Genomic DNA, 20,114 nt, shown 5'->3' with positions numbered 1-20,114 from the left:
CCGATCGTATGCGGCGGAGCAAAAGGGGAGATGCGTGGCTTCCTTGAGCATCATGCGCGCGCCGGAACGCGTTATATGCGTCATCGCCACGGTCATGAACATCCCGCAGGTCGTCGCCCTCTTCAGGGATGGCAGTGGCAAGACGACGAGTGCCGCGCGTCTTGCCCAGCATCTTGCCGTGGCGCTCACCGGCTTCTTGCCGTCAATCTCGATGCGCAGCGTCCCTTTCTCCAACACGGCTTTCACCAGGAGGTCGAGGGCGACGTCAACACACCAATCCAATGCTGCGCAGCATCGAGATCTCCAATGCGGCAATGACAAACCACGCACTTTATGAGGCCGAGCGAAGCCAGTTTACCCGCGCGACTATGACGGCGAGGGAGGCGATGAAGGCGGTTAATACGGAAATCGTCGCCCTCATTCACAAAGCGTGGGGCCGGAAACGTGCAGGAAGTTTACTGCAGTAAACAATGAGAACGAGCCCATAGCGACCAGAAACAGCAAATCATCTATAATGGAATTGGCGCTTGGTGCGGCCACCCGCAGCATCGCTACCTTGGGTGCCAAAGCCGATGCCGACAAAGGCGATCGAAGGGCAGCTGGCGAGCCGGCGAAGATCCTTTCCTGCCAGAGGCCCGGTTCTGTAGGCCTGCCAGAGATTGGCGCCTGTGGACCATAGGGCGCGGTTGGGCGCGATCTGATGGCAGCGGCTACGTCGTGCGTTCCAAGCTCGAAGTGAGCCCCTTTGCCTAGGCCTACAAGGCTAGGATCTGATCGACGATCGGCCGGCGTTCACTGAAGAAAGCTTGCGGTTGGAGTTGACGCGAAAGGGTTTTTGACGATACGGCGCTGTGGCGTATGGGCGGAAATCCCGCTGAAGAGGCAATGGAAGAAGTACGGGGCATGGGCTTGAAACGCGCGGTGGATTTTTTCCTGGCTTTGGTGGCTTCGGTCATCCTGCTCGTTCCGATCCTTGTCGTCGCTCTCAGTGTCCGGCTAACGTCGCCAGGACCGATCCTCTACTGGTCAAAACGTATCGGGCGTTTCAATCAGATCTTCCTGATGCCGAAATTCCGCAGCATGCGCGTCGACACGCCGACAGTCGCGACACATCTGCTCGAAAATCCCGAGCGGTTTCTGACGCCAATCGGCTCGTTTCTGCGCAAATCCAGTCTCGACGAACTGCCCCAGCTCTGGTGCATTCTGGCGGGCAAGATGAGTTTCGTCGGGCCGCGCCCGGCGCTCTACAATCAATATGATCTGATCGCATTGCGGACGGCCCACGGCGTCGACAAGCTCCTGCCGGGATTGACCGGATGGGCGCAGATCAACGGGCGTGACGAATTGCCGATTCCGGAGAAGGTGAAATTCGATGTCGAATATCTTGAGCGACGCTCCGTCGGTTTCGACATGCGCATCCTGTTTCTGACGGCCGAGAAGGTCGTTCGCCGGAAGGGAATAAAGCACTAACTTACCTACTTCTGATAGATAAGCGGTGCGGAAGGCTTTGATTTCCGATTATTTCAGTTGCGCTCGTTGCAGAAAATGACAAGAAGGTGGTTGTCTGATTGATCCGCGAGACGCTGGGAAGCAATGCCTGAAAATACCCCCACTGAGACGCCACGCTCGAGATGGTTCTTGGTGCCGATGCAGGCGCTCGTCGCCCCTCTGCTGGCCATGCCGCGTGCTGCCAAACGCGCTCTCGCCTTGCTGGTGGATTCCGGTCTTTGTGTCCTGACGATCTGGCTGGCCTATTGCTTTCGTCTGAACGAATGGACGGTGCTAACTGGCGTGCAGTGGTTACCGGTCTTCGTTTCCTTGTGCATGGCGCTTCCCATCTTCATCGTCATGGGCATGTATCGGGCGATCTTCCGTTATGCCAACATGGCCGCTTTCATTGCCGTTCTAAAAGCAATTGCGATTTACGGCGTCGCCTTCATGACGATATTTACGGCGCTCAGCGTCCCGGGCGTTCCGAGAACCGTCGGCATTCTCCAGCCCTTCCTGCTGCTGATTGCGATCGGCCTGTCACGGTTGGGCATCCGCTATTGGCTCGGGGATACCTATCAGCGTATTCTTCACCAGAATACGCTCGATAAGGTGCTGATCTATGGGGCGGGAAATGCCGGGAGGCAACTCGCCGGCGCTCTGACGAACAGCGCCGAACTCAATGTCGTCGGCTACCTCGATGATGATCCGCGCCTTAAGGGCGGCATCATGGGCGGTTTGCCGATCTATGACCCGTCGGATCTTCCGGTGCTCGCCGAAGCACTTGGCGTGCACAACGTGCTTCTTGCTCTCCCATCCGCGTCGCGGCAGCGTCGCAATGAAATTCTCGAGCATATCCGCAAAGCCAGGGTGAACGTCCGGACATTGCCGGATCTCACCGCGCTGGCTCAGGGACGAGTCGCCGTCTCCGATATTCGTGAGCTGGAGATCGAAGACCTGCTGGGCAGGGAAGCAGTTGCGCCGCGGCAAGAGCTGCTCGACAAGGCAATGCGCAACAAGGTCGTCATGGTCACGGGCGCCGGCGGCTCTATCGGCGGCGAGTTATGTCGCCAGATTCTGCGCAACGCGCCTTCGAGCCTTATCCTCATAGATCAGAACGAGTTTGCGCTTTATAATATCCATGCCGAATTGCTGAAGCTGGCCGAAGTTTACGAGCATGAGAGCCTGCAGATCGTGCCGATCCTTTGTTCCGTCCGCGACCAGGATCGCATGGAACATATCATGCAGAGCTGGCGGCCTCAGACGCTTTATCACGCCGCCGCTTACAAGCATGTGCCTCTCGTCGAACACAATGCCGTCGAAGGCATCAAGAACAATGTCATGGGGACATTGATCACCGCACGTGCGGCAAATAGATGCGGCGTCTCGAATTTCGTGCTGATCAGCACCGACAAAGCCGTGCGTCCGACGAATGTGATGGGCGCAAGCAAGAGGCTGGCGGAGATGGTGCTGCAGGCGCTTGCGGCAGAGCTGACCGCCGACAGACTGCGGACAAACTTCTCGATGGTCCGCTTCGGGAACGTCCTTGGTTCGTCCGGATCCGTCGTGCCACTGTTCCGGCAGCAGATCAAGGAAGGCGGTCCCGTTACCCTGACGCATCCGAAAATTACCCGCTACTTCATGACCATTTCGGAAGCCTCGCAACTTGTCATCCAGGCGGGCGCCATGGCCGAGGGCGGCGATGTTTTCCTGCTCGATATGGGCGAGCCCGTCCGCATTGCGGATCTCGCCCGCAAGATGGTCGAACTGTCCGGATTGACCGTCCGAGACGTGGATAATCCCGAAGGGGACATCGAGCTTGCCGTTACGGGCTTGAGGCCCGGCGAGAAGCTTTATGAAGAATTGTTGATCGGGGATAACCCCGAGACAACCGAACATCCGCGGATCATGAAGGCGCGCGAGGACTTCCTGTTGTGGCCGGAACTTTCGAAGAAGCTCAATTCGCTCAATGCGGCATTGGATCGTAACGACATGATCGCGGCCCGCGCGACCCTGGCAGAACTTGTTTCCGGCTATTCCTCAACGGGTGAAGTTTCCGATCTTGCGTTCACCGGCGGCGAAACCAATCCGGCGCATGAAGATGTCAACGCGCTAGCCTCGGGCGCAGGAAATCAGCTTCGAACGACAGGTGCATAACGCGTGCTGCCCCGGTCCGCGCAAATAAGAGCGACCATATAGGCGAAGATCGGATCCAGCGCTTTTTGGTTGAACATGATACCGAAGCTGCCGGTTATAATGTAGCTGCTGGTCAGCAGGAGAGCGAGCGCTATGGCTAAATCCCGGCCAGGGCCAGGTTCCTTTTTCCACGCACCGATCACGGGTGTCAGGAGCAGCAATGAAAGCGCTGCGATGCCGACAAGGCCGGCGTCGATTCCCGCTGTGAGAAAGCCGTTATGGACATGTGAATAGGGCAGTTGCGGCCTTAGGCCCTCAGGGACTTCTGCCAGGACAGCAGCCATCCGGTTTTGCGGGCCATAGCCGGTGAACGGATCCTTGGTGATTGCCGACAGGGCGCCCTTGTAGAGAGCAACCCGCGCGCTCAGCGAGGTGATATCGCCATTGGTGCTTTCGAGCGATGACAGATTGTCCTGGAGCTCACGGACGCGATAGACAACCTGGTCGCTGCCCAAGGCGAGAAGTCCCAGCAACAATACCGAGCCGGTGATGGCGAGGCTGCGCAGACTGACATGAAATCGGTTCTTGGGAAAATACCAGAGGAAGATGACCAGCTGGACGGGGATGACCAGCCAGGCCGAGCGCGTTCCGGAAAGCAGCGCGCAGCCCAGACCCGCGGCATATCCCAATATCGCGATCTTTTGCTCCATGCTTTTGGGAGATTGAAGATTGAGTAGCGCGACGCCGCCGAAAAGCACGCCGATAACGCCCAGCAGCGCCGCGTTTGAGGTTCCCGCTTCCGCCCTGGGCATCAGGAATAGGACCTGAAGCAGGCTGAAGAGAAAAGTAACGATCATGCCGAGACCCGCGCCGAGGATAAAGAGCGGCACAAGGCGGCCATCGGGAGATTGACGCATGCGCGGCAAGATCAGCCAGATCGAAAAGAACGGCAGGAGCCGGAAAATCCAATCCAGTTCTTCCGAGAAAGGCGGATTGACGAATATGCTGACGATCATCACCACAGGGTAAATCGTCATGCAAATGGCAACCACTCGGTCGGACTTCGACAGGTTCAAAGGAAAGCGGGCTCTTGCCAGGCAATAGAGGCCGGATAGCATCGACCCGAGTAGGATGAAGGAGTTGAAGTTAGGTGAAAGTCCGGGCAGGATTGCAAAGAGAAAGACCGCAATGCCATTGGTTCGATCAAGCGCGCTTCCAGACCCGTTCCCGGGATGTAGCACCGCAATCACGAGTTGCCTGAAATAATTCACTTGGTAGCCCTGACGTGTCGCTTTCCAGCCTCGCTAAGGACCGTTGTCACCGCTGTCAAGCCGTGAAGGCAGGAGTAACCTGCGCTTTTTTCACTGTCGTATTCCGGCAACAGCAGATTCGGATGCTCGTTGCTCCTGCTCGACGACGGTCGCAACAGGCTGCAACAGCAAAGCTGTTCCGAACAGAAAACACGTTTGAGGTGCGAGCCTATTGAGAAGCTTTGTCATCTGGCGGCGCATTCCCGCTATCAGGGAACGCCTGCAGGTACAGGATCTGAATCTCTCGCCATTCCAACCGAACTGGCCGGCGGTTATAGGACAGCGACGCGCCAGTCGCGCAGCCACTTTTGGTACCTGGAGCTATCGCCAATATGGACGCGGCGCGCTTTCCAACGATGACCGGCCGAGGAAATAGCCGAATCCGAATGCGAGAATACCAATAGTGAGCAATGCGCTTGCGGTGTGCGGGTGGTTTCTAGCCCCGGCCGTGACTGCATAGACCTCACGTTTCACCCCGCTGGCCGCCGATTGGGCAACCTTGGCCAGTCCTTCCGGGGGCTCGACGGGTGTGCCGGTAAATCCGGCGTCCAAGTCCTTTTTATCGACCATATCGGGAGACCTTTCCTGCATTGAAGACAGCAATTTAATCCTGCTCGCGTGTGCCGGGTGAGGCTTCGCGTTGGTCCGCGTCTTCGAGATCCGTCTTGACCAGGAAGGCATCGCTATGTTCGCGTGCGGCCTCTCGCAGCGCTTCGAGCTTGGGAGGATTGTCGGCCCCGCCATATTGCGCATCGAGCTCATGCTCGGCGCGAATCCAGTGATCCCGATGCCTGCCCTCCGGCCTGCCTTCCTTCTCCCACAGCGCATGTGCTCTTTTCCGGATCTCCTCCTCGCGGAGCACCGCCGGGCCGGTATCGTGTGTGGCTTTCCGCGCCATCTTCCCTTTCCGCGCACCGGCGAGGGAAGATTTCTTCAGCCGCATGTCGTCGGTCGTGTCTTCATTTTTTGTGCGTCGTACCGGGTTCTTCATCGGCGCCTCCTTGATTGGTTCTCAACCAATTCGGCTGATCTAAGTTCCAACCAACAGTCTCGACCAGCATCGAAACGCATGGTCAAACGACCCCCAACCTCCAATGTAATCCATTCCTTCGCAGGCCTTGGCAGAGTGTCGCAGCTGATATACTAGTATGCCAGAACACGATCACTGGTCTCGACTATGCGGCAGTCCTCGGAAGCCCAAGCGCTTGCAGTTTCGATTTCCCAGGAAGTCGGCCCGAAGTTGCGCCGCGTCACCACGGCCGGTGCCATCTACGAACGTCTCTATGCCGACATCGTCTCGCTCAGGATGCCGCCTGGCCTGTTGCTGCAGGAAAAGCGGATCGCCGAGGATTTCGGGGTGAGCCGCACACCGGTGCGCGAGGCACTGCTCAGGCTCTCCGAAGGCGGGCTGGTCGACATCTATCCGCAGTCAGGCACGGTCGTGTCGCGTGTGCCTGTCGCGTCGATCCCCGAGGCAGTGGTCGTGCGCAAAGCGCTCGAAGGTACGACCGTCGAGACTGCGGCCGAAACCGCCAGCGCTGCCGATATTGCCCATCTGGATGCGATCATCTCCCGGCAGCGGTCGCATGCCGCGGCCGGCAACGCCTCGAACTTTCATGAGGAAGACGAGGCCTTTCATGAGGCGATCGCTGAGATAGCAGGTTATCCCGGCATCTGGGCGATTCTGAAGACGGTCAAGGTGCAGATCGACCGGGCGCGACGGCTGGCGCTGCCGGCGCTTGGGCGCATGGACAATGTGGTCCGCGAACATATCGTCATTCGTGACGCGCTCGCCGTCCATGATGCTGCGGCTGCGCGCGGCGCGATGATCCATCACTTGAGCGCAGTCATTCCCGATGTCGATGAGCTGCGCTCGCGTTACCCCGATTATTTCTGCTGACGGCAGGATCACCACGAAAACGAAGAGGCGAGGGAAGGAAGAAGGATGCGACAGGGTTGGAGATGGTTCGGACCGGAAGCGCCGGTGACGCTGGATGATGTCCGCCAGACGGGCGCGACCAATATCGTCTCGTCGCTCCATCAGGTGCCGATTGGCAGGGCCTGGACGGAGAAGGAAGTGCGCGAACGCCAGTCTCTGATCGAGACGACGCCGGCCGACCGCTCGCCACTCGTCTGGTCGGTCGTCGAAAGCATTCCGATCCCCGATGCAGTCAAGCGCAGAGGCGGGGAGGCGAAGGCTGAAATCGAGGCGTGGATCGCCAGCCTCGAAGCGGTCGCCGCCTGCGGCATTCCGATCGTCTGCTATAATTTTATGCCTGTCGTGGACTGGACTCGCACCGACCTCGATTTCGTGACGCCGACAGGGGCCACCGCCATGCGCTTCGATCATGAGCGTTTTGCAGCCTTCGACCTCTTTATTCTGGAACGGCCGGGTGCGGCCCAGCAATATTCCGATGAGGATCGCGAACGGGCGCGTGTCGTCTATGAGGCCATGTCGGAGGAGGAGGTCGCCGACCTCACCCGCATTATCGCGTCGGCCCTTCCCGGCTCGACGACCGAGCCCCTTACCATTCCGGCCTTCCGGGAAAAGCTTGTCGCCTATAGCGGCATCGACGCCGCAAAGCTGCGCCGGCACCTGATCGAATTTCTGGAGGTGGTGACGCCGGCGGCCGAAGCACGCGGCGTCAAGCTGACGCTGCATCCCGACGATCCGCCGCGCTCGCTCTTCGGCCTGCCGCGCATCGCCTCGACGGCCGATGATTATGCCGCTCTCTTCGATGCAGTGCCGTCGGCGGCGAACGGTATGTGTTATTGCACCGGCAGCCTCGGCGTGCGCGCCGACAACGACCTGCCGGCGATCGCCCGGCGGTTCGCTTCGCGCATCCACTTTGCGCATCTGCGTGCAACGACGCGTGAGGGCGACGGTCGGACGTTCCACGAAAGCGCGCATCTGGAAGGTGATGTCGACATGGTCGCGGTTCTCCGCGAACTGGTTGCAGAAGACCGCCGCCGCGCTCCCGAAGACACCATCGTCTTCCGCTCGGACCATGGCCACCGCATGCTTGACGATCTCGACAAAACGGTCACGCCCGGCTACCCCGCTATTGGCCGCATGCGCGGCCTTGCCGAGCTTCGCGGCATCCTGCATGCGCTGGACGCCCCGCCGACCTGAGGGGATTGGCGTCGCCTGGCACAGAAAATCATTGCGCTCTGGAGCCCAAGCGACACTTCAGAGCGCGCAACCCTTCAGGAACAGATCCGTGCACATCTTCGCCCTCGCGGCGATCTCCTCGATCCCCGGCGGCTGTTGCTGGCGCAGCATCGCGGCGCGCTGCGGCTCCATGATCATCATCCCACGGAGCATCCCGCAGGCGGCATGTGGATCGTCGAGTGCGATCAGTCCGCGATCGATCTGTCTGCGCAGCCAGTCTTCCATCAGCGCGTTGGTCCTGACGATCGCTTTCTCATAGAAGGTCGTGGCGATCTCTGGAAAGCGGTCGGACTCGCTGATGACGAGCCGGGTCACGGTGATCGTGTCCAGCGAGAGCGTCAGCATGCCATAGGCCGTCAGCATGCGCTCCAACCCTTGCCTGAGGTCCAATACCGCAAGCGTTCCGGGATCGAGCGACATGAGGAAGCGCCCCGTCCGCTCGATGATCATCTCGGAAAACAGATCCGCCTTGGTCGGAAACAGCCGGTAGAGCGTCTTGGTCGAGACACCAGCCCCTTGCGCGATCGCGGCGATGCTTGCCGCGGCATAACCATTCTCGTGGAACTGCCGGTTAGCCGCCTCGATGATCACGCTTCTCGTATCGTCGTCGCAGCGGACTTGCGGTCGTCCTCGCGGTCTCTTCTCGATTTCGTGATTTTGGACCATGACTATTTTCCAAATTCTTGTTGACACCGATTTTATAGAGCATATTTTGGAAAACAACAAGTTTCCAAAAGTGGAACTGACGTGAATTTAGAGGCCGCAGCCGGTAGCGACAGCGACCAGTAATAGGAGAAAGGCAATGTCCATTAGTACGCTGCAGGCCCTGACCAACAACGCGCCTGTCACCGAAACCACGGCGGAGGCCGCGCCGGCAACCCTTGATGCCGGCAACACGCCACGCATCGTCGAAGCTGCCCCCGTTTCGCAGCCTCCCGCCCGCAAGCGCCGTGGCCGCGGACTGTTGCTGGGCGCGACGGCCATCGCCCTGATCGCCGCCGCCAGCTATTACGGCCATAGTTACTGGACCGTCGGCCGCTTCGAGATCTCCACCGACGACGCCTATGTGAAGGCCGACAATACGACCGTCGCGCCAAAGATTTCGGGCTACATTGAGGAAGTGCTCGTCGGCGACAACCAGGTGGTCAGGGCGGGTCAGCCGCTCGCACGCATCGATGATCGCGATTTCCGTGCCGCTCTCGATCAGGCCAAGGCCGATGTCGCCGCTGCCGAAGCGACGCTCAATGCCAAGCAGGCCTCGCTCGATATTCAGCAGTCGACGATTGCCGCGGCCCGCGCCACGGTCGAGGTCGACAAGGCGAACGAAACCTTCGCGGAACAGAACAACAAGCGTTACGCCAATCTCGCCACCAGCGGTTATGCGCCGGTTCAGACGGCGCAGCAGGCCGCTTCCGCCATCGCCGCCGCCCAGGCGACCATTGTACGCGATAATGCTGCGCTGGATGCCGCCGTCAAGCAGGTCGACCTTCTCAATGCCGAACTCGGCCAGGCGAAGGCGACGCTCGCCCATGACCGGGCCGTCCAGCATCAGGCTGAACTGAACCTCTCCTATGCAACGATTACCGCCCCTGTCGACGGCACCGTCGGCAACAGGACGCTGCGGGTCGGCCAGTATGTGCAGGCGGGCACCCAGCTGATGTCGGTTGTACCCACGAGCGCGGTCTACGTGATCGCCAACTACAAGGAAACGCAGCTGACCGATGTTCGCGCCGGCCAGCCGGTGGATATCGAGGTCGATACTTTCCCAGGCCGCATCTATCGGGGCCATGTCGATAGCCTTGCTCCGGCAAGCGGCCAGGAATTCGCGCTTCTTCCTCCCGACAACGCGACCGGCAACTTCACCAAGGTCGTTCAGCGCATTCCGGTCAAGATCGTGCTGGACGGCGAAGCCGCCAATGGCGACCTGCGACCCGGCATGTCCGTTCAGCCGAGCATCGACACCAAGGCCGATGCCGACCGCAGTTAGGCGCGGGGATTGGGAGATCGTGTCATGTCCACCATCGCAGCAACAGCCGCCCCCATATCGCAGCCGGGCGCCGGCACCAAGGAATGGATCGCCGTTCTCGCCGGCATGATCGGCGCCTTCATGGCGATCCTCAACATCCAGATCACCAATGCCTCCCTCCTCGATATCGAGGGTGGCATCGGAACGGGCGTCGACAACGGCGCCTGGATATCGACCTCCTACCTGATCGGGGAGATCGTCGTCATTCCGCTGACGGCTTATTTCAGCAATGTCTTCTCGTTCCGCCGCTATATCCTCGTCAATTCCATTCTCTTTCCGCTATTTTCGATGGCTTGTGCCTTCGCGCATGATCTCGGCACGATGATCCTGCTGCGCGGCCTGCAGGGCTTTGCCGGTGGCGTACTGATCCCCATGGCCTTCACCATGGTGCTAACCAAACTGCCGAAGACCCAGCAGCCGCTGGGGCTCGCGATCTTCGCGCTGTCGGTCACTTTCGCCCCGGCCATCGGCCCGACGATCGGCGGCTACCTGACGGAGAATTATGGCTGGCAGACGATCTTCTTCATCAACACGATCCCGAGCCTCATTATGGCGGCCGCTCTCGCCCTGACGCTGGAAAAGCAGCCGATGCAGCTCCACCTTCTGAGGGAAGGCGACTGGGCCGGCATCTTTACCATGGCGGTCGGCCTCTCGGCGCTGCAGACCGTGCTGGAGGAAGGCAACAAGGAAGACTGGTTCTCCTCGCCCTTCATCGTCAAGCTCAGCCTTGTCGCCTTCGTCTTTCTCGCCGCCTTCATCTGGATCGAGCTGACGGTCAAGAAGCCGCTGGTCAAGCTGCGGCTGCTCACTCAGCGCAATTTCGGCATCGGCGTGCTGGTCAACGTCCTGGTCGGCGTCGCGCTCTTTGGCACAGTCTATATCCTGCCGCAATATCTCGGTCAGGTGCAGCGTTATAATGCCGAGCAGATCGGCAACGTGCTCGCCTGGACCGGCCTGCCGCAGCTGTTGCTTATTCCGCTGGTGCCTGTTCTCATGAAGCGTTTCGACGCCCGCTATATCGGCTTCCTCGGTATCTCGATCTTCGCGATCAGCTGCTTCATGAACATCATGCTTTCGGCCGACAATGCCGGCGACCAGTTCTGGATCCCGAATATTGTCCGTGCCGTTGGCCAGGCCCTGGTGCTGACCCCGATCACAGCAATTACGACGGCCGGCATTGCTCCATCAGATGCCGCCGCCGCCTCTGGCCTGACCAACATGCTGCGCAATCTTGGCGGCGCGGTCGGCACCGCCTCTCTCGGCACCATCCTGACGAAGCGCGAACAGTTCCATTCCAATATCATCGGTCAGTCGATTACGCTGAGCCGTGACGAAGTTCGCGATCGCCTGGGCAAGCTTTCCGGCTACTTCATCCAGCATGGCGTCACCGATCCGGCTGTCGCATCGCAAAAGGCGGTCGTTGCGATTGGCCAGATCGTCAAGCGCCAGGCATTGATCTTGGGCTTCAGCGATACTTTCGCTGTCATCGGCGTGGTGCTTGCAGTGGCGGCATTTGCCCTGCTCCTCACCAAAAAGCCTCAGGCCGGCGGCGGTGCGGGCGCCCATTGAAACCCGGACACCGCAGGAAGATCCTCCGTGGGGAAAGCCCTCCTTTGCACGCCATGCGAAGGAGGGCGTTCACACGTGAACGCTACTGGTCGATCTCGACCGTGAAGGCGAAACGCGCAACAGCGCCCGGTGCAAGCAGCGTCGTCGAGGGCCGTTCCGAGAGTTCGCTCGAAGCTCCGGCCTGCGCAGCCGTCCCGTGCCACGGCTCGACGCAGAGGAAGGGCGCGCCCGGCTTGGTCCAGAGAGCGAGGTTGGGCAGGTTTTCGAAGCGGAACCGCAGGCTTGGCCCGCCTTCGGCCCCGTAGCGCAGCCCTTCGCCCGCACCCTTGGGGAAGATCATCGCATCCTGCTCGAACATCGCATGATCCAGCACCAGCCGGCCTTTGTCGAAGGGTGAGCGCAATGGCGTTGGATTGATAAGGCCGCCCGCCAGCCGCACGAGTTCAGGCTCGCCCTGATTGTCGAGCGTGATGATGTGGGCGCGTCCGGTAGCGCCGGGCAGCGGCCAGGCGAAGGCGGAGTGGAATCCAAGCCCGAAGGGCATCGTCTTCCGGTCGCGGTTGGTCACCTCGGCGCTGACGGTCAGCGCCCGGCCTTCTACCGCATGCTCCACGGCCAGCAGGAATTCGAACGGATAGACCGCCCGGGTACTCTGCGAGGCGGCAAGCTCGTACCGGCACATCGTTGCCGCGGATGCCGCGAGGGAAAACTCGCTGCGGCGGGCAAAACCATGCTGGGCCATCGGATAGATAGTGCCGTCGATTGCGATCTTGTCGTCCGGGGCCTTGCCAACGATCGGAAACAGGATCGGCGAACGCCCGGTCCAGAAGGCGGCGTCGCCCGTCCATAGCCAGGAGCGTCCGTCGCTTGATTTAAGTGCCTGCATCTCGGCGCCGAGGGAGGAGACATCGACGGTAAGGTCCTGATTGCCGATCCGGATTGGGGCTGGCATCGCAATTCCCTTTCGTAGGTTGGTACCAAGTCATCTCATTTCCGCACCGTGAGTTTCTACTCAATCGGTGAGGTTGGTAATCACACGCCAGCTGGTGCTCATTCGTTATTTCCGTATCGCGCCCAACCTTGCGATCACTTCGTTCGGAATTCCATAGCGCTGAATGGCGTCGCGGTTGTTTCTCATTCCGCAGATTTCACGCTGGATGAAGAATGCCCAGACCGCATCGGAGGCGTCATTGAGAAGCTTCTCGCGTTCCTGCGCGCTTTGGCGTTCGCCGGTCCAGGCTTTCAGGGCGGCGAGGGCCGCCTCCACCTTCAGCCCGTGACGCCCGAGTGAATCGGCGCGCTCCGACATCAGCTCGTATTCGAGGACGTTGAGGCCGTTCCTATCCTCCTGGGATTGTCTGAAAGATTGCGGCGGCCGAACGCTCATGGGCACGGATTCCTTATCAGCGCAGGCGACAACCTTATCCAATCCGGCCTTTGAGATCGAGAGGGCAGGGGAACGGACCTTTCCCGCCATTTCCGCGCGTGGTAAGGGCGCCGTAACTTTCTTTCAGGCCCATAGCAGACCATGATTCGTATCGAGAATATCAGCAAGCAGCTCAGCCACCGGATCCTCTTTATCGAGGCGTCGGCCGCTCTCAACAAAGGCGAGAAGATCGGCCTCGTCGGCCCGAACGGCGCCGGCAAGACGACGATCTTCCGGATGATCAACGGCGAAGAGCAGCCCGACGAGGGCCAGGTCTCCTGCGAGAAGGGCGTCACGATCGGCTATTTCAACCAGGACGTCGGGGAAATGGCGGGCCACAGTGCCGTCGCCGAGGTGATGAACGGCGCCGGGCCGGTCAGCGTCGTTGCCGCCGAACTGCGGGAGTTGGAGGCGGCCATGGTCGACCCCGAGAGAGCCGGCGACATGGAGGAGATCATCGAGCGCTACGGCGAGGTGCAGGCGCGTTACGAGGAGTTGGACGGTTATGCGCTCGACGGCCGAGCCCGCGAAGTGCTTGCGGGCCTGAGCTTCAGCCAGGAGATGATGGACGGCGATGTCGGTGCGCTGTCGGGCGGCTGGAAGATGCGTGTGGCGCTTGCCCGCATCCTGCTGATGCGCCCTGATGTCATGCTGCTCGACGAACCGAGCAACCATCTCGATCTCGAAAGCCTGATATGGCTCGAAGAGTTCCTGAAGGGCTATGAGGGTGCGCTGCTGATGACTTCGCACGACCGCGAGTTCATGAACCGCATCGTCAACAAGATCCTCGAGATCGATGCCGGCTCGCTGACCTCTTATTCCGGCGACTATGAATTTTACGAGCAGCAGCGGGCGCAGAACGAAAAGCAGCAGCAGGCCCAGTTCGAGCGCCAGCAGGCGATGCTCGCCAAGGAGATCAAGTTCATCGAGCGGTTCAAGGCGCGCGCTTCGCATGCTTCGCAGGTGCAGAGTCGGGTGAAGAAGCTGGAGAAGATCGACCGGGTGGAGCCGCCCAAGCGCCGCCAGTCGGTCGCGTTCGAATTCCAGCCAGCGCCGCGCTCCGGCGAGGACGTGATCAGCTTGAAGAACGTCCATAAGAAATATGGCAGCCGAAGCATCTATGAGGGGCTGGATTTCATGGTGCGGCGGCGGGAACGCTGGTGCATCATGGGCATCAACGGCGCCGGCAAATCGACATTGCTGAAGCTGGTGACGGGCACCGCAACGCCCGACGAAGGCAGCGTCGCTCTCGGCGCCAGCGTCAAGTTGGGTTATTTCGCCCAGCATGCGATGGATATTCTCGATGGCGAGCGCACGATCTTCCAATCGCTGGAAGATCGGTTTCCCCAGGCCGGGCAGGGGCCTTTGCGGGCGCTCGCCGGATGTTTCGGCTTTTCCGGCGACGATGTCGAGAAAAGGTGCCGGGTGCTGTCTGGCGGCGAGAAGGCCCGATTGGTCATGGCGATGATGCTGTTCGACCCGCCGAACCTGCTCGTGCTCGACGAACCGACCAACCATCTCGACCTCGACACCAAGGAAATGCTGATCAAGGCGCTGTCGCAATATGAGGGCACCATGCTGTTCGTATCCCACGACCGGCATTTCCTGGCAGCGCTCTCTAACCGGGTGCTGGAGCTGACGCCGGAGGGCATCCACCAATATGGCGGCGGCTATACGGAATATGTAGCGCGTACCGGCCACGAGGCGCCCGGACTTCGGAGCTGAACGGCTATTTTTCCGCCGGCTGTGAGGGCCGTTCATGTGAGCGAAGAATAGCGCCGGCCGATATTGCCGGCTCTCTGCCACGATGATGACCAATTTCCGTGGTGTTCGGGCCTTCTTAAAACAATCGGGGCGGGCACATCAGCATGGACTGGATCAATCGTCATATCGATCAGCCGTTATTGAACGGCGCGGCAGGCTTGCTGCGGCAGTGGCACATTCGTACGCGGCAGTCGCCGGAGCTGCTGGAGCCGACCTGGAATCTTGTCGTGCTATCCTTTCTCCTGATTGCCAGCGGACAGGTTATGACAGGCAAGCCTTTCGCGCTCAGCATCGCCGCGCTGATCATGCTGGCCCTGCCTTCAGCCAAAAAATTGCTTTCGGCGGTCAAGGCAGGCGGAAGCGCTTATGGCGCCCGGGAATACAAGTCCTCGAGGGCGCGGGCCGTCGCCAAACGGGAGGCGGAATGGTCGGTGCGGATCATCGTGCTGTTTTCATCCGCCTGCCTTCCCTTCATCGCCCGCATCGATGATCCGGTGGGCGCCTGTTTCATGCTGGGGGCAAGTGTCTGGTTCGTGCTGACCGGGCCGCTCAAGACGTATCTCGATGCGGCCGAACCTCCCGAACCGACTGAAGGCGACCGGATGTACAGCGGCGTCTTTCATTTCGGCTGAACGACGCCGATGCGACGTTCCATCTGCCAGCCATGAGGGTGAGGGAACCAAAACGGGCGGTCGCCGTTATCTCCGCAGCAACGTAAAAGGAGATTGCGATGCTTTACTACGCTCTGGTGTTTCTCGTTGTGGCCTTGATTGCCGGTGTCCTCGGATTTGGCGGCATCGCAGGGGCTTCAGCTTCCATTGCCCAGGTTCTGTTCTTCATTTTCCTGGTGTTGTTCGTCGTCTCGCTTGTCATGCGCTTCATGCGCAGAGTATAGTGAAGATTGATCAAGTATAAAGCCCGGTGATATTTATCACCGGGTTTTGCTTTTGTTGACGGCCCTCACCGGCCGGCGGAAACTCGCCTCGAGCGAATGTGCTTTTTGTGCAACCATCCCTAACAAGATCGTGAAAGGCCGCATGCAAGTCGCATATGCCTTCGAAATGTCCCAATGGGGCTGAACCGTGGGGCTGTCGCTTGCGCCCTCCCACGCGCTTTGACACGCGATGCGAAAACGGCGCCGTCCGGGATTGCTCTGCGGTCCCCTGCGATATCCGGTGCCGCCAGCCGGGTGTTCCCGTCACGATTTGAGAAGGAGAGACTTATGACAAAAACTCTTGCGACGGCGTTTGCCGCGGTATCGTTGACGTTTGTCGGCGCGGGGGCGGCCAATGCCGCCGACCCCGTCACCAGAACCTATGAAGAGCCGGACCTGCGCAATGGCGTGAAGATCGGTTATCTCACTTGCGATATCGGCGGCGGCACGGGATATGTGCTCGGTTCGTCCAAGGAAGCCGATTGTGTCTTTCAGTCAATTGTCGGCAATGAGCTTTTCGATCACTACACCGGCGAAATTCGAAAGCTTGGCGTCGATCTCGGCTTCACCACGCGCAGTCGTCTGATCTGGGCGGTGTTTGCGCCAACGGCTGGTTATCATCGCGGGTCGCTCGCCGGACTTTATGTCGGTGCCAGCGCAGAGGCGACGGTTGGTGCCGGCGTCGGCGCCAACCTCCTGGTCGGTGGCACCTCCGGTTCAATCCATCTGCAGACGGTTAGCCTGACCGGCCAGCTGGGCCTGAATGTTGCGGCCGGCAGCGCGTCGATGACACTGACCCCGGCGGATTGACGGGTTTTGTCGCCCCCTGCCGCGACGCAGCGGGGGCGTCACGCGATTATTGGATTGGGCTTGCTGGCGACGAAACGATGGATATCCGAGTTGCTACGCCCGACGAGGATGAGATCCTGGTCGGGCACTATCTGAAAATCTGGGACAGCTATGGCACGCCGCCCGAACATTACAGGCCGGATGCGGTGGCGCGGATATTGTCGTTCTTGAGAAGCGGTCGCGAGGAGCGGCGCCTTGCCTCGTTCCTGGCCATTGTGGACGATGAAATCGCTGGTTCCGTATCTTGCCAGCTGCACCAATCGCCGTTTCCGGAAGTCATTCGGCCGGAACAGCGGTTGCACGGTTACATCTGGTCCGTCTATGTCGCCGAAGCCTTCCGTCGGCGCGGCATCGCTTTGGCGCTGACGAATAAGGCCGTCGATTATCTGAAATCCATCGGCTGCACGACTGCCGTCATTCATGCCTCGGATGTGGGGGAGCCGGTCTATCGGAATGCTGGCTTCGAACTGGCGAAGGAAATGCGGCTGAAGTTTCCTATGGAGTGAGCCGCGTAGCCAGCGCCTGCAGACGGCTGATGTGCACGGCGCGTTTTCTATTCACGCCTTCGGCTTGCCAGGTGCGATAAAGGCGTTGATCGTCGCGTCGTCATGGCCGGCTTCGCGCAGGAAGCGGCTGGCGAATTCGATGGCGGGGCTTCTCAGTGCGTCATCCGGCCGGATCAGGTGAAAAGCGACGTGGGAATCGAGGGTGCGCTGTGACACAGCGACGACCCGCCCTTCGGCAAGCGCAGCATCCGACAGCGGCGGCCGTGCGAGCGCAATGCCGAGCCCTTGGGCGCAGGCATCAATCACCAGATTGTAATCTTCGAAGCGCCGGTCCTGACCGCGCGGCGTATAGTCGACGCCTTCACGCGCGAGCCAGCGGCGCCAGCCTTCGATATTGGAGTCGTGAAGGATCGGCAGATCGAGCAGCGAAAGAGCATCCGAGCGTTGCCCGAGTTGTGCTGCCATTGCCGGTGAGGCGATCGGAAAAGATTTCTCCTGCCAGAGCGGCAGGGCGCGCACACCGGCCCATGGTCCCTTGCCGCAGCGGATGGCAAGGTCCGTGCCTTCGCCGAAGTCCGCCAGGCGGTGTTCGAGCGTCAATTCGACGTGCAGCTCATTTCCTTCGAGCTTTGCCAGGCGCGGAAACAACCATAGAGAGGCGACGGACGGAGTAACTGAAAGGCGCACTACCGCCTTGTTCGGCCGTGGCAGCCAGCGCTCGCCGGTGTTACCGAGCAGGGAAAGGGCTTCCTCGGCACGGACGAAGAAGCGCATTCCCTCCGGGGTGAGGCGCACACCGCGAGCTTCACGCGCGAAGAGCCGCACACCCATCCAGCGCTCGAGCCGCGAGACCTGCCGCGATACGGCGCCATGGGTGATTCCGCTTTCTTCGGCCGCGGCCGAAAACGATCCGAGCCGAGCGGCGCGGGCAAAGGTCTCGAGCGTATCGAGCGGGGGGAGCACTGGCGAGCTGTGAACCATGCTCACATTTGATCATCGATTGCGGTGCTTTTCAAGCATGCATCGAAAGCCTTATTCATTGTCGCAAGCACATATGGAGGTGAACATGAGCATGGCGGCAAGCGCACCAGTTTCGGCAAAACAGCAAAGCGGCTTCGATCTGATCGCCTTTGCTGCGATTGTCGTCACCATTCTCTTCTGGGCCTCTTCCTTCGTGGTGATCCGTATCTGTCTCGGGCCGCTGACGCCGATCGAACTGGCAACGGCGCGTTATGTGGCGGCAGGCGTCCTCGCCCTTTTCTATCTCGCCACCTACCGGCCGATGCCGGAAAAGCGTGACTTCCTCCGCCTCTCGGTGGCTGCCGTCCTCTTCATCACTGCCTATGCGGTTCTCCTGAACACCGGCGAGCAGACTGTGGCGGCGGGGCCGGCGAGCTTCATCATCAATACCATGCCCGTCTTCACAGCCCTGATTGCCACATTCGTGCTCAGCGAGCGCTTCGGCCGCTGGGGGTGGGTTGGGACCGCGGTTTCCTTCGGCGGCGTGGCGCTGATTGCGCTTTCCTCCGACGGCGGCTTCAAGCTCGATCCGAACGCCGTGCTGATCCTCGGCGCAGCGCTCTGCTCGGCGATCGCCAGCGTGCTGCAGAAGCCGCTGCTCGCCCGCCTGCCGGCGCTTGCCGTCACCGCCTGGATCCTGTTGATCGGCTCCGTGCCGCTGTTTCCGGCCGTCCCGTCAACGATCCGCGCGCTGGCCGCGGCGCCGGCAGAGGTCAATTGGGGCGTTGCCTATCTCGTCATCTTCCCGACTGCGATCGGCTATCTCACTTGGGCCATCGCATTGAAGCGGCTGACGGCCGCTCGCGCCTCGAATTTTCTCTACGGCGTCCCGCCGGTCGCAACGCTGATCGGGTTCGTCTGGCTGGGCGAGACGCCGACGGCGCTGGGTGCTGCCGGCGGCGTGATGGCGATCCTTGGTGTACTCGTGGTCAATGTGATGCGGAAAAGATAGGTGCATCGGACCGCCGCCACATCAAGGTGACGAAGTCTCTCTGACAAATAGGCATTGCGCCGCCGTTCGCTTTATTTAAAAACGAAAGCAGAGCGAAAGGGGCACCGATGTTCTTGACCGACCGACAAACTGAAATCGTGGCGATTGCGAAATCGAGCGGCAGGGTTCTGGTCGAGGAGCTTGCCTCCCGCTTTTCGGTGACGCCGCAAACGATCCGCAAGGATCTGAACGATCTCTGCGATGCCCAGGTGCTGACACGCATCCATGGCGGCGCCACGTTTCCAAGCGGAACGGAGAACGTCAAATACGAGGCGCGGCGGCAGATTGCCGCTTCCGAGAAGCAGGCAATCGGTATGGCGGCAGTCGAGCTGATCCCGAGCGGAGCCTCGCTCTTCATCAACATCGGAACGACGACGGAAGCGGTGGGCGAGGCGCTCGCCAATCATCACGAGCTGATGGTGATCACCAATAACATCAACGTTGCCAACAGGTTGCGTCTCTTTCCGGCAATCGAGGTGGTGATCGCCGGCGGCGTCGTACGCGGCTCGGACGGCGGCATCGTCGGCGAAGCGGCGGTCGATTTCATCCGCCAGTTCAAGGTCGACTATGCCGTCATCGGCGCATCGGCGATCGACGTCGACGGGGCGCTTCTCGATTATGATTTTCGCGAGGTGAAGGTCGCGCAGGCGATCATCGCCAATGCCCGGCATGTCATCCTCGTTGCCGATTCGACGAAGTTCGAACGCACCGCGCCGGTCCGGATCGGCCAGCTTTCCCAGGTCCATACCTTCATCACCGACCACTGTCCGGTACCGTCTATCCGCAATCTCTGCCTCGAAAACAATGTGAAGCTGATCGAAACGAGCACCAGATCGCGTTAGTTATGCGAATGGAGCAAACATTCGTTTGACATTCGCATTCCTTTCGTTTTAACTGTTCTCACTTTCGCAATCGCGCAGAAT

General features: G+C 60.3%; 19 protein-coding genes and 1 pseudogene. 13 read left to right on the top strand and 7 right to left on the bottom strand.

Going from position 1 to position 20,114, the window contains the following annotated elements; all coding sequences use genetic code 11:
- Nucleotides 1-903: 903 nt before the first annotated feature.
- Complete coding sequence (locus NMA58_RS23290; protein WP_434714347.1) at nt 904-1,470, top strand: sugar transferase; 567 nt, start codon at nt 904-906, stop codon at nt 1,468-1,470.
- A gap of 123 nt (nt 1,471-1,593) precedes the next feature.
- Nucleotides 1,594-3,645 carry a polysaccharide biosynthesis protein gene (locus NMA58_RS23285; protein ID WP_434714091.1) on the top strand — a complete coding sequence of 684 codons (2,052 nt, stop codon included), beginning with the start codon at nt 1,594-1,596 and terminating at the stop codon, nt 3,643-3,645.
- Here the strand turns inward: NMA58_RS23285 and NMA58_RS23280 are convergent.
- The 3 genes from NMA58_RS23280 to NMA58_RS23270 all read right to left on the bottom strand — a co-directional run bounded on the left by NMA58_RS23280 (nt 3,621) and on the right by NMA58_RS23270 (nt 5,925).
- A complete protein-coding gene (locus NMA58_RS23280; RefSeq protein WP_097599760.1) occupies nt 3,621-4,895 on the bottom strand; it encodes an O-antigen ligase family protein in 1,275 nt (424 codons plus the stop codon). The genes NMA58_RS23285 and NMA58_RS23280 overlap by 25 nt on opposite strands.
- 360 nt (nt 4,896-5,255) lie before the next feature.
- Nucleotides 5,256-5,504 (bottom strand): hypothetical protein, encoded by a 249-nt coding sequence (locus tag NMA58_RS23275; protein ID WP_183704113.1) that lies wholly within the window; start codon nt 5,502-5,504, stop codon nt 5,256-5,258.
- 34 nt (nt 5,505-5,538) lie between these two features.
- Nucleotides 5,539-5,925 carry a DUF2934 domain-containing protein gene (locus tag NMA58_RS23270; protein ID WP_434714090.1) on the bottom strand — a complete coding sequence of 129 codons (387 nt, stop codon included), beginning with the start codon at nt 5,923-5,925 and terminating at the stop codon, nt 5,539-5,541.
- Between the two features lie 186 nt (nt 5,926-6,111).
- Between NMA58_RS23270 and NMA58_RS23265 the strand changes: the two genes are divergently transcribed.
- Both NMA58_RS23265 and uxuA read left to right on the top strand, forming a co-directional pair.
- The gene (locus NMA58_RS23265; protein ID WP_221113956.1) at nt 6,112-6,834 is read left to right on the top strand and encodes a GntR family transcriptional regulator; all 723 of its coding nucleotides are present in this window, start codon (nt 6,112-6,114) and stop codon (nt 6,832-6,834) included.
- Nucleotides 6,835-6,879: 45 nt separating this feature from the next.
- Entirely contained in the window at nt 6,880-8,067 is a 1,188-nt protein-coding gene (gene uxuA / locus NMA58_RS23260) for a mannonate dehydratase (protein ID WP_434714089.1), read from the top strand.
- A 57-nt stretch (nt 8,068-8,124) separates the two neighbouring features.
- On the opposite strand, the gene NMA58_RS23255 is transcribed toward uxuA, so the two are convergent.
- A complete protein-coding gene (locus tag NMA58_RS23255) occupies nt 8,125-8,772 on the bottom strand; it encodes a TetR/AcrR family transcriptional regulator (RefSeq protein WP_097599755.1) in 648 nt (215 codons plus the stop codon).
- Nucleotides 8,773-8,908: 136 nt separating this feature from the next.
- On the opposite strand from NMA58_RS23255, the gene NMA58_RS23250 reads away from it, so the two are divergent.
- Both NMA58_RS23250 and NMA58_RS23245 read left to right on the top strand, forming a co-directional pair.
- Nucleotides 8,909-10,093, top strand: coding sequence for an HlyD family secretion protein (locus tag NMA58_RS23250; protein ID WP_434714088.1), 1,185 nt, complete (start codon nt 8,909-8,911; stop codon nt 10,091-10,093).
- Nucleotides 10,094-10,117: 24 nt separating this feature from the next.
- The gene (locus tag NMA58_RS23245; RefSeq protein ID WP_097599753.1) at nt 10,118-11,701 is read left to right on the top strand and encodes a DHA2 family efflux MFS transporter permease subunit; all 1,584 of its coding nucleotides are present in this window, start codon (nt 10,118-10,120) and stop codon (nt 11,699-11,701) included.
- Nucleotides 11,702-11,783: 82 nt separating this feature from the next.
- Here the strand turns inward: NMA58_RS23245 and NMA58_RS23240 are convergent, their stop codons facing one another.
- Both NMA58_RS23240 and NMA58_RS23235 read right to left on the bottom strand, forming a co-directional pair.
- Entirely contained in the window at nt 11,784-12,653 is an 870-nt protein-coding gene (locus NMA58_RS23240) for an aldose 1-epimerase family protein (RefSeq protein ID WP_434714087.1), read from the bottom strand.
- A gap of 105 nt (nt 12,654-12,758) precedes the next feature.
- Nucleotides 12,759-13,088: a DUF6665 family protein gene (locus NMA58_RS23235; RefSeq protein ID WP_183704126.1), complete on the bottom strand. Its 330-nt coding sequence runs from the start codon at nt 13,086-13,088 to the stop codon at nt 12,759-12,761.
- Between the two features lie 141 nt (nt 13,089-13,229).
- Between NMA58_RS23235 and NMA58_RS23230 the strand changes: the two genes are divergently transcribed.
- The 5 genes and pseudogenes from NMA58_RS23230 (at nt 13,230) to NMA58_RS23210 (ending at nt 17,180) form a co-directional block, all read left to right on the top strand.
- A complete protein-coding gene (locus NMA58_RS23230; RefSeq protein ID WP_434714086.1) occupies nt 13,230-14,852 on the top strand; it encodes an ABC-F family ATP-binding cassette domain-containing protein in 1,623 nt (540 codons plus the stop codon).
- An 82-nt stretch (nt 14,853-14,934) separates the two neighbouring features.
- Nucleotides 14,935-15,523 (top strand): annotated as a pseudogene (locus NMA58_RS23225) (hypothetical protein).
- Between the two features lie 98 nt (nt 15,524-15,621).
- On the top strand, nt 15,622-15,786 hold the full coding sequence (locus NMA58_RS23220) for a DUF1328 domain-containing protein (RefSeq protein WP_003571841.1): 165 nt from the start codon (nt 15,622-15,624) through the stop codon (nt 15,784-15,786).
- A 327-nt stretch (nt 15,787-16,113) separates the two neighbouring features.
- Entirely contained in the window at nt 16,114-16,635 is a 522-nt protein-coding gene (locus tag NMA58_RS23215) for a DUF992 domain-containing protein (RefSeq protein WP_183704130.1), read from the top strand.
- A 77-nt stretch (nt 16,636-16,712) separates the two neighbouring features.
- Complete coding sequence (locus NMA58_RS23210) at nt 16,713-17,180, top strand: GNAT family N-acetyltransferase (RefSeq protein WP_085781422.1); 468 nt, start codon at nt 16,713-16,715, stop codon at nt 17,178-17,180.
- Between the two features lie 51 nt (nt 17,181-17,231).
- On the opposite strand, the gene NMA58_RS23205 is transcribed toward NMA58_RS23210, so the two are convergent.
- Nucleotides 17,232-18,161, bottom strand: coding sequence for a LysR substrate-binding domain-containing protein (locus tag NMA58_RS23205; RefSeq protein ID WP_434714346.1), 930 nt, complete (start codon nt 18,159-18,161; stop codon nt 17,232-17,234).
- Between the two features lie 73 nt (nt 18,162-18,234).
- Here NMA58_RS23205 and NMA58_RS23200 point away from each other — a divergent pair, with 73 nt between their 5' ends.
- Together NMA58_RS23200 and NMA58_RS23195 are read left to right on the top strand one after the other, a co-directional pair.
- On the top strand, nt 18,235-19,152 hold the full coding sequence (locus NMA58_RS23200) for a DMT family transporter (RefSeq protein ID WP_434714083.1): 918 nt from the start codon (nt 18,235-18,237) through the stop codon (nt 19,150-19,152).
- A gap of 107 nt (nt 19,153-19,259) precedes the next feature.
- Complete coding sequence (locus NMA58_RS23195; protein ID WP_434714081.1) at nt 19,260-20,033, top strand: DeoR/GlpR family DNA-binding transcription regulator; 774 nt, start codon at nt 19,260-19,262, stop codon at nt 20,031-20,033.
- Nucleotides 20,034-20,114: the final 81 nt, after the last annotated feature.

It is taken from the genome of Rhizobium sp. YTUHZ045 (genome assembly GCF_051124255.1).
Lineage (GTDB): Bacteria > Pseudomonadota > Alphaproteobacteria > Rhizobiales > Rhizobiaceae > Rhizobium.
Note: the sequence above shows the minus strand (reverse complement) of the source record. Positions and strands in the feature narration are given on the sequence as shown.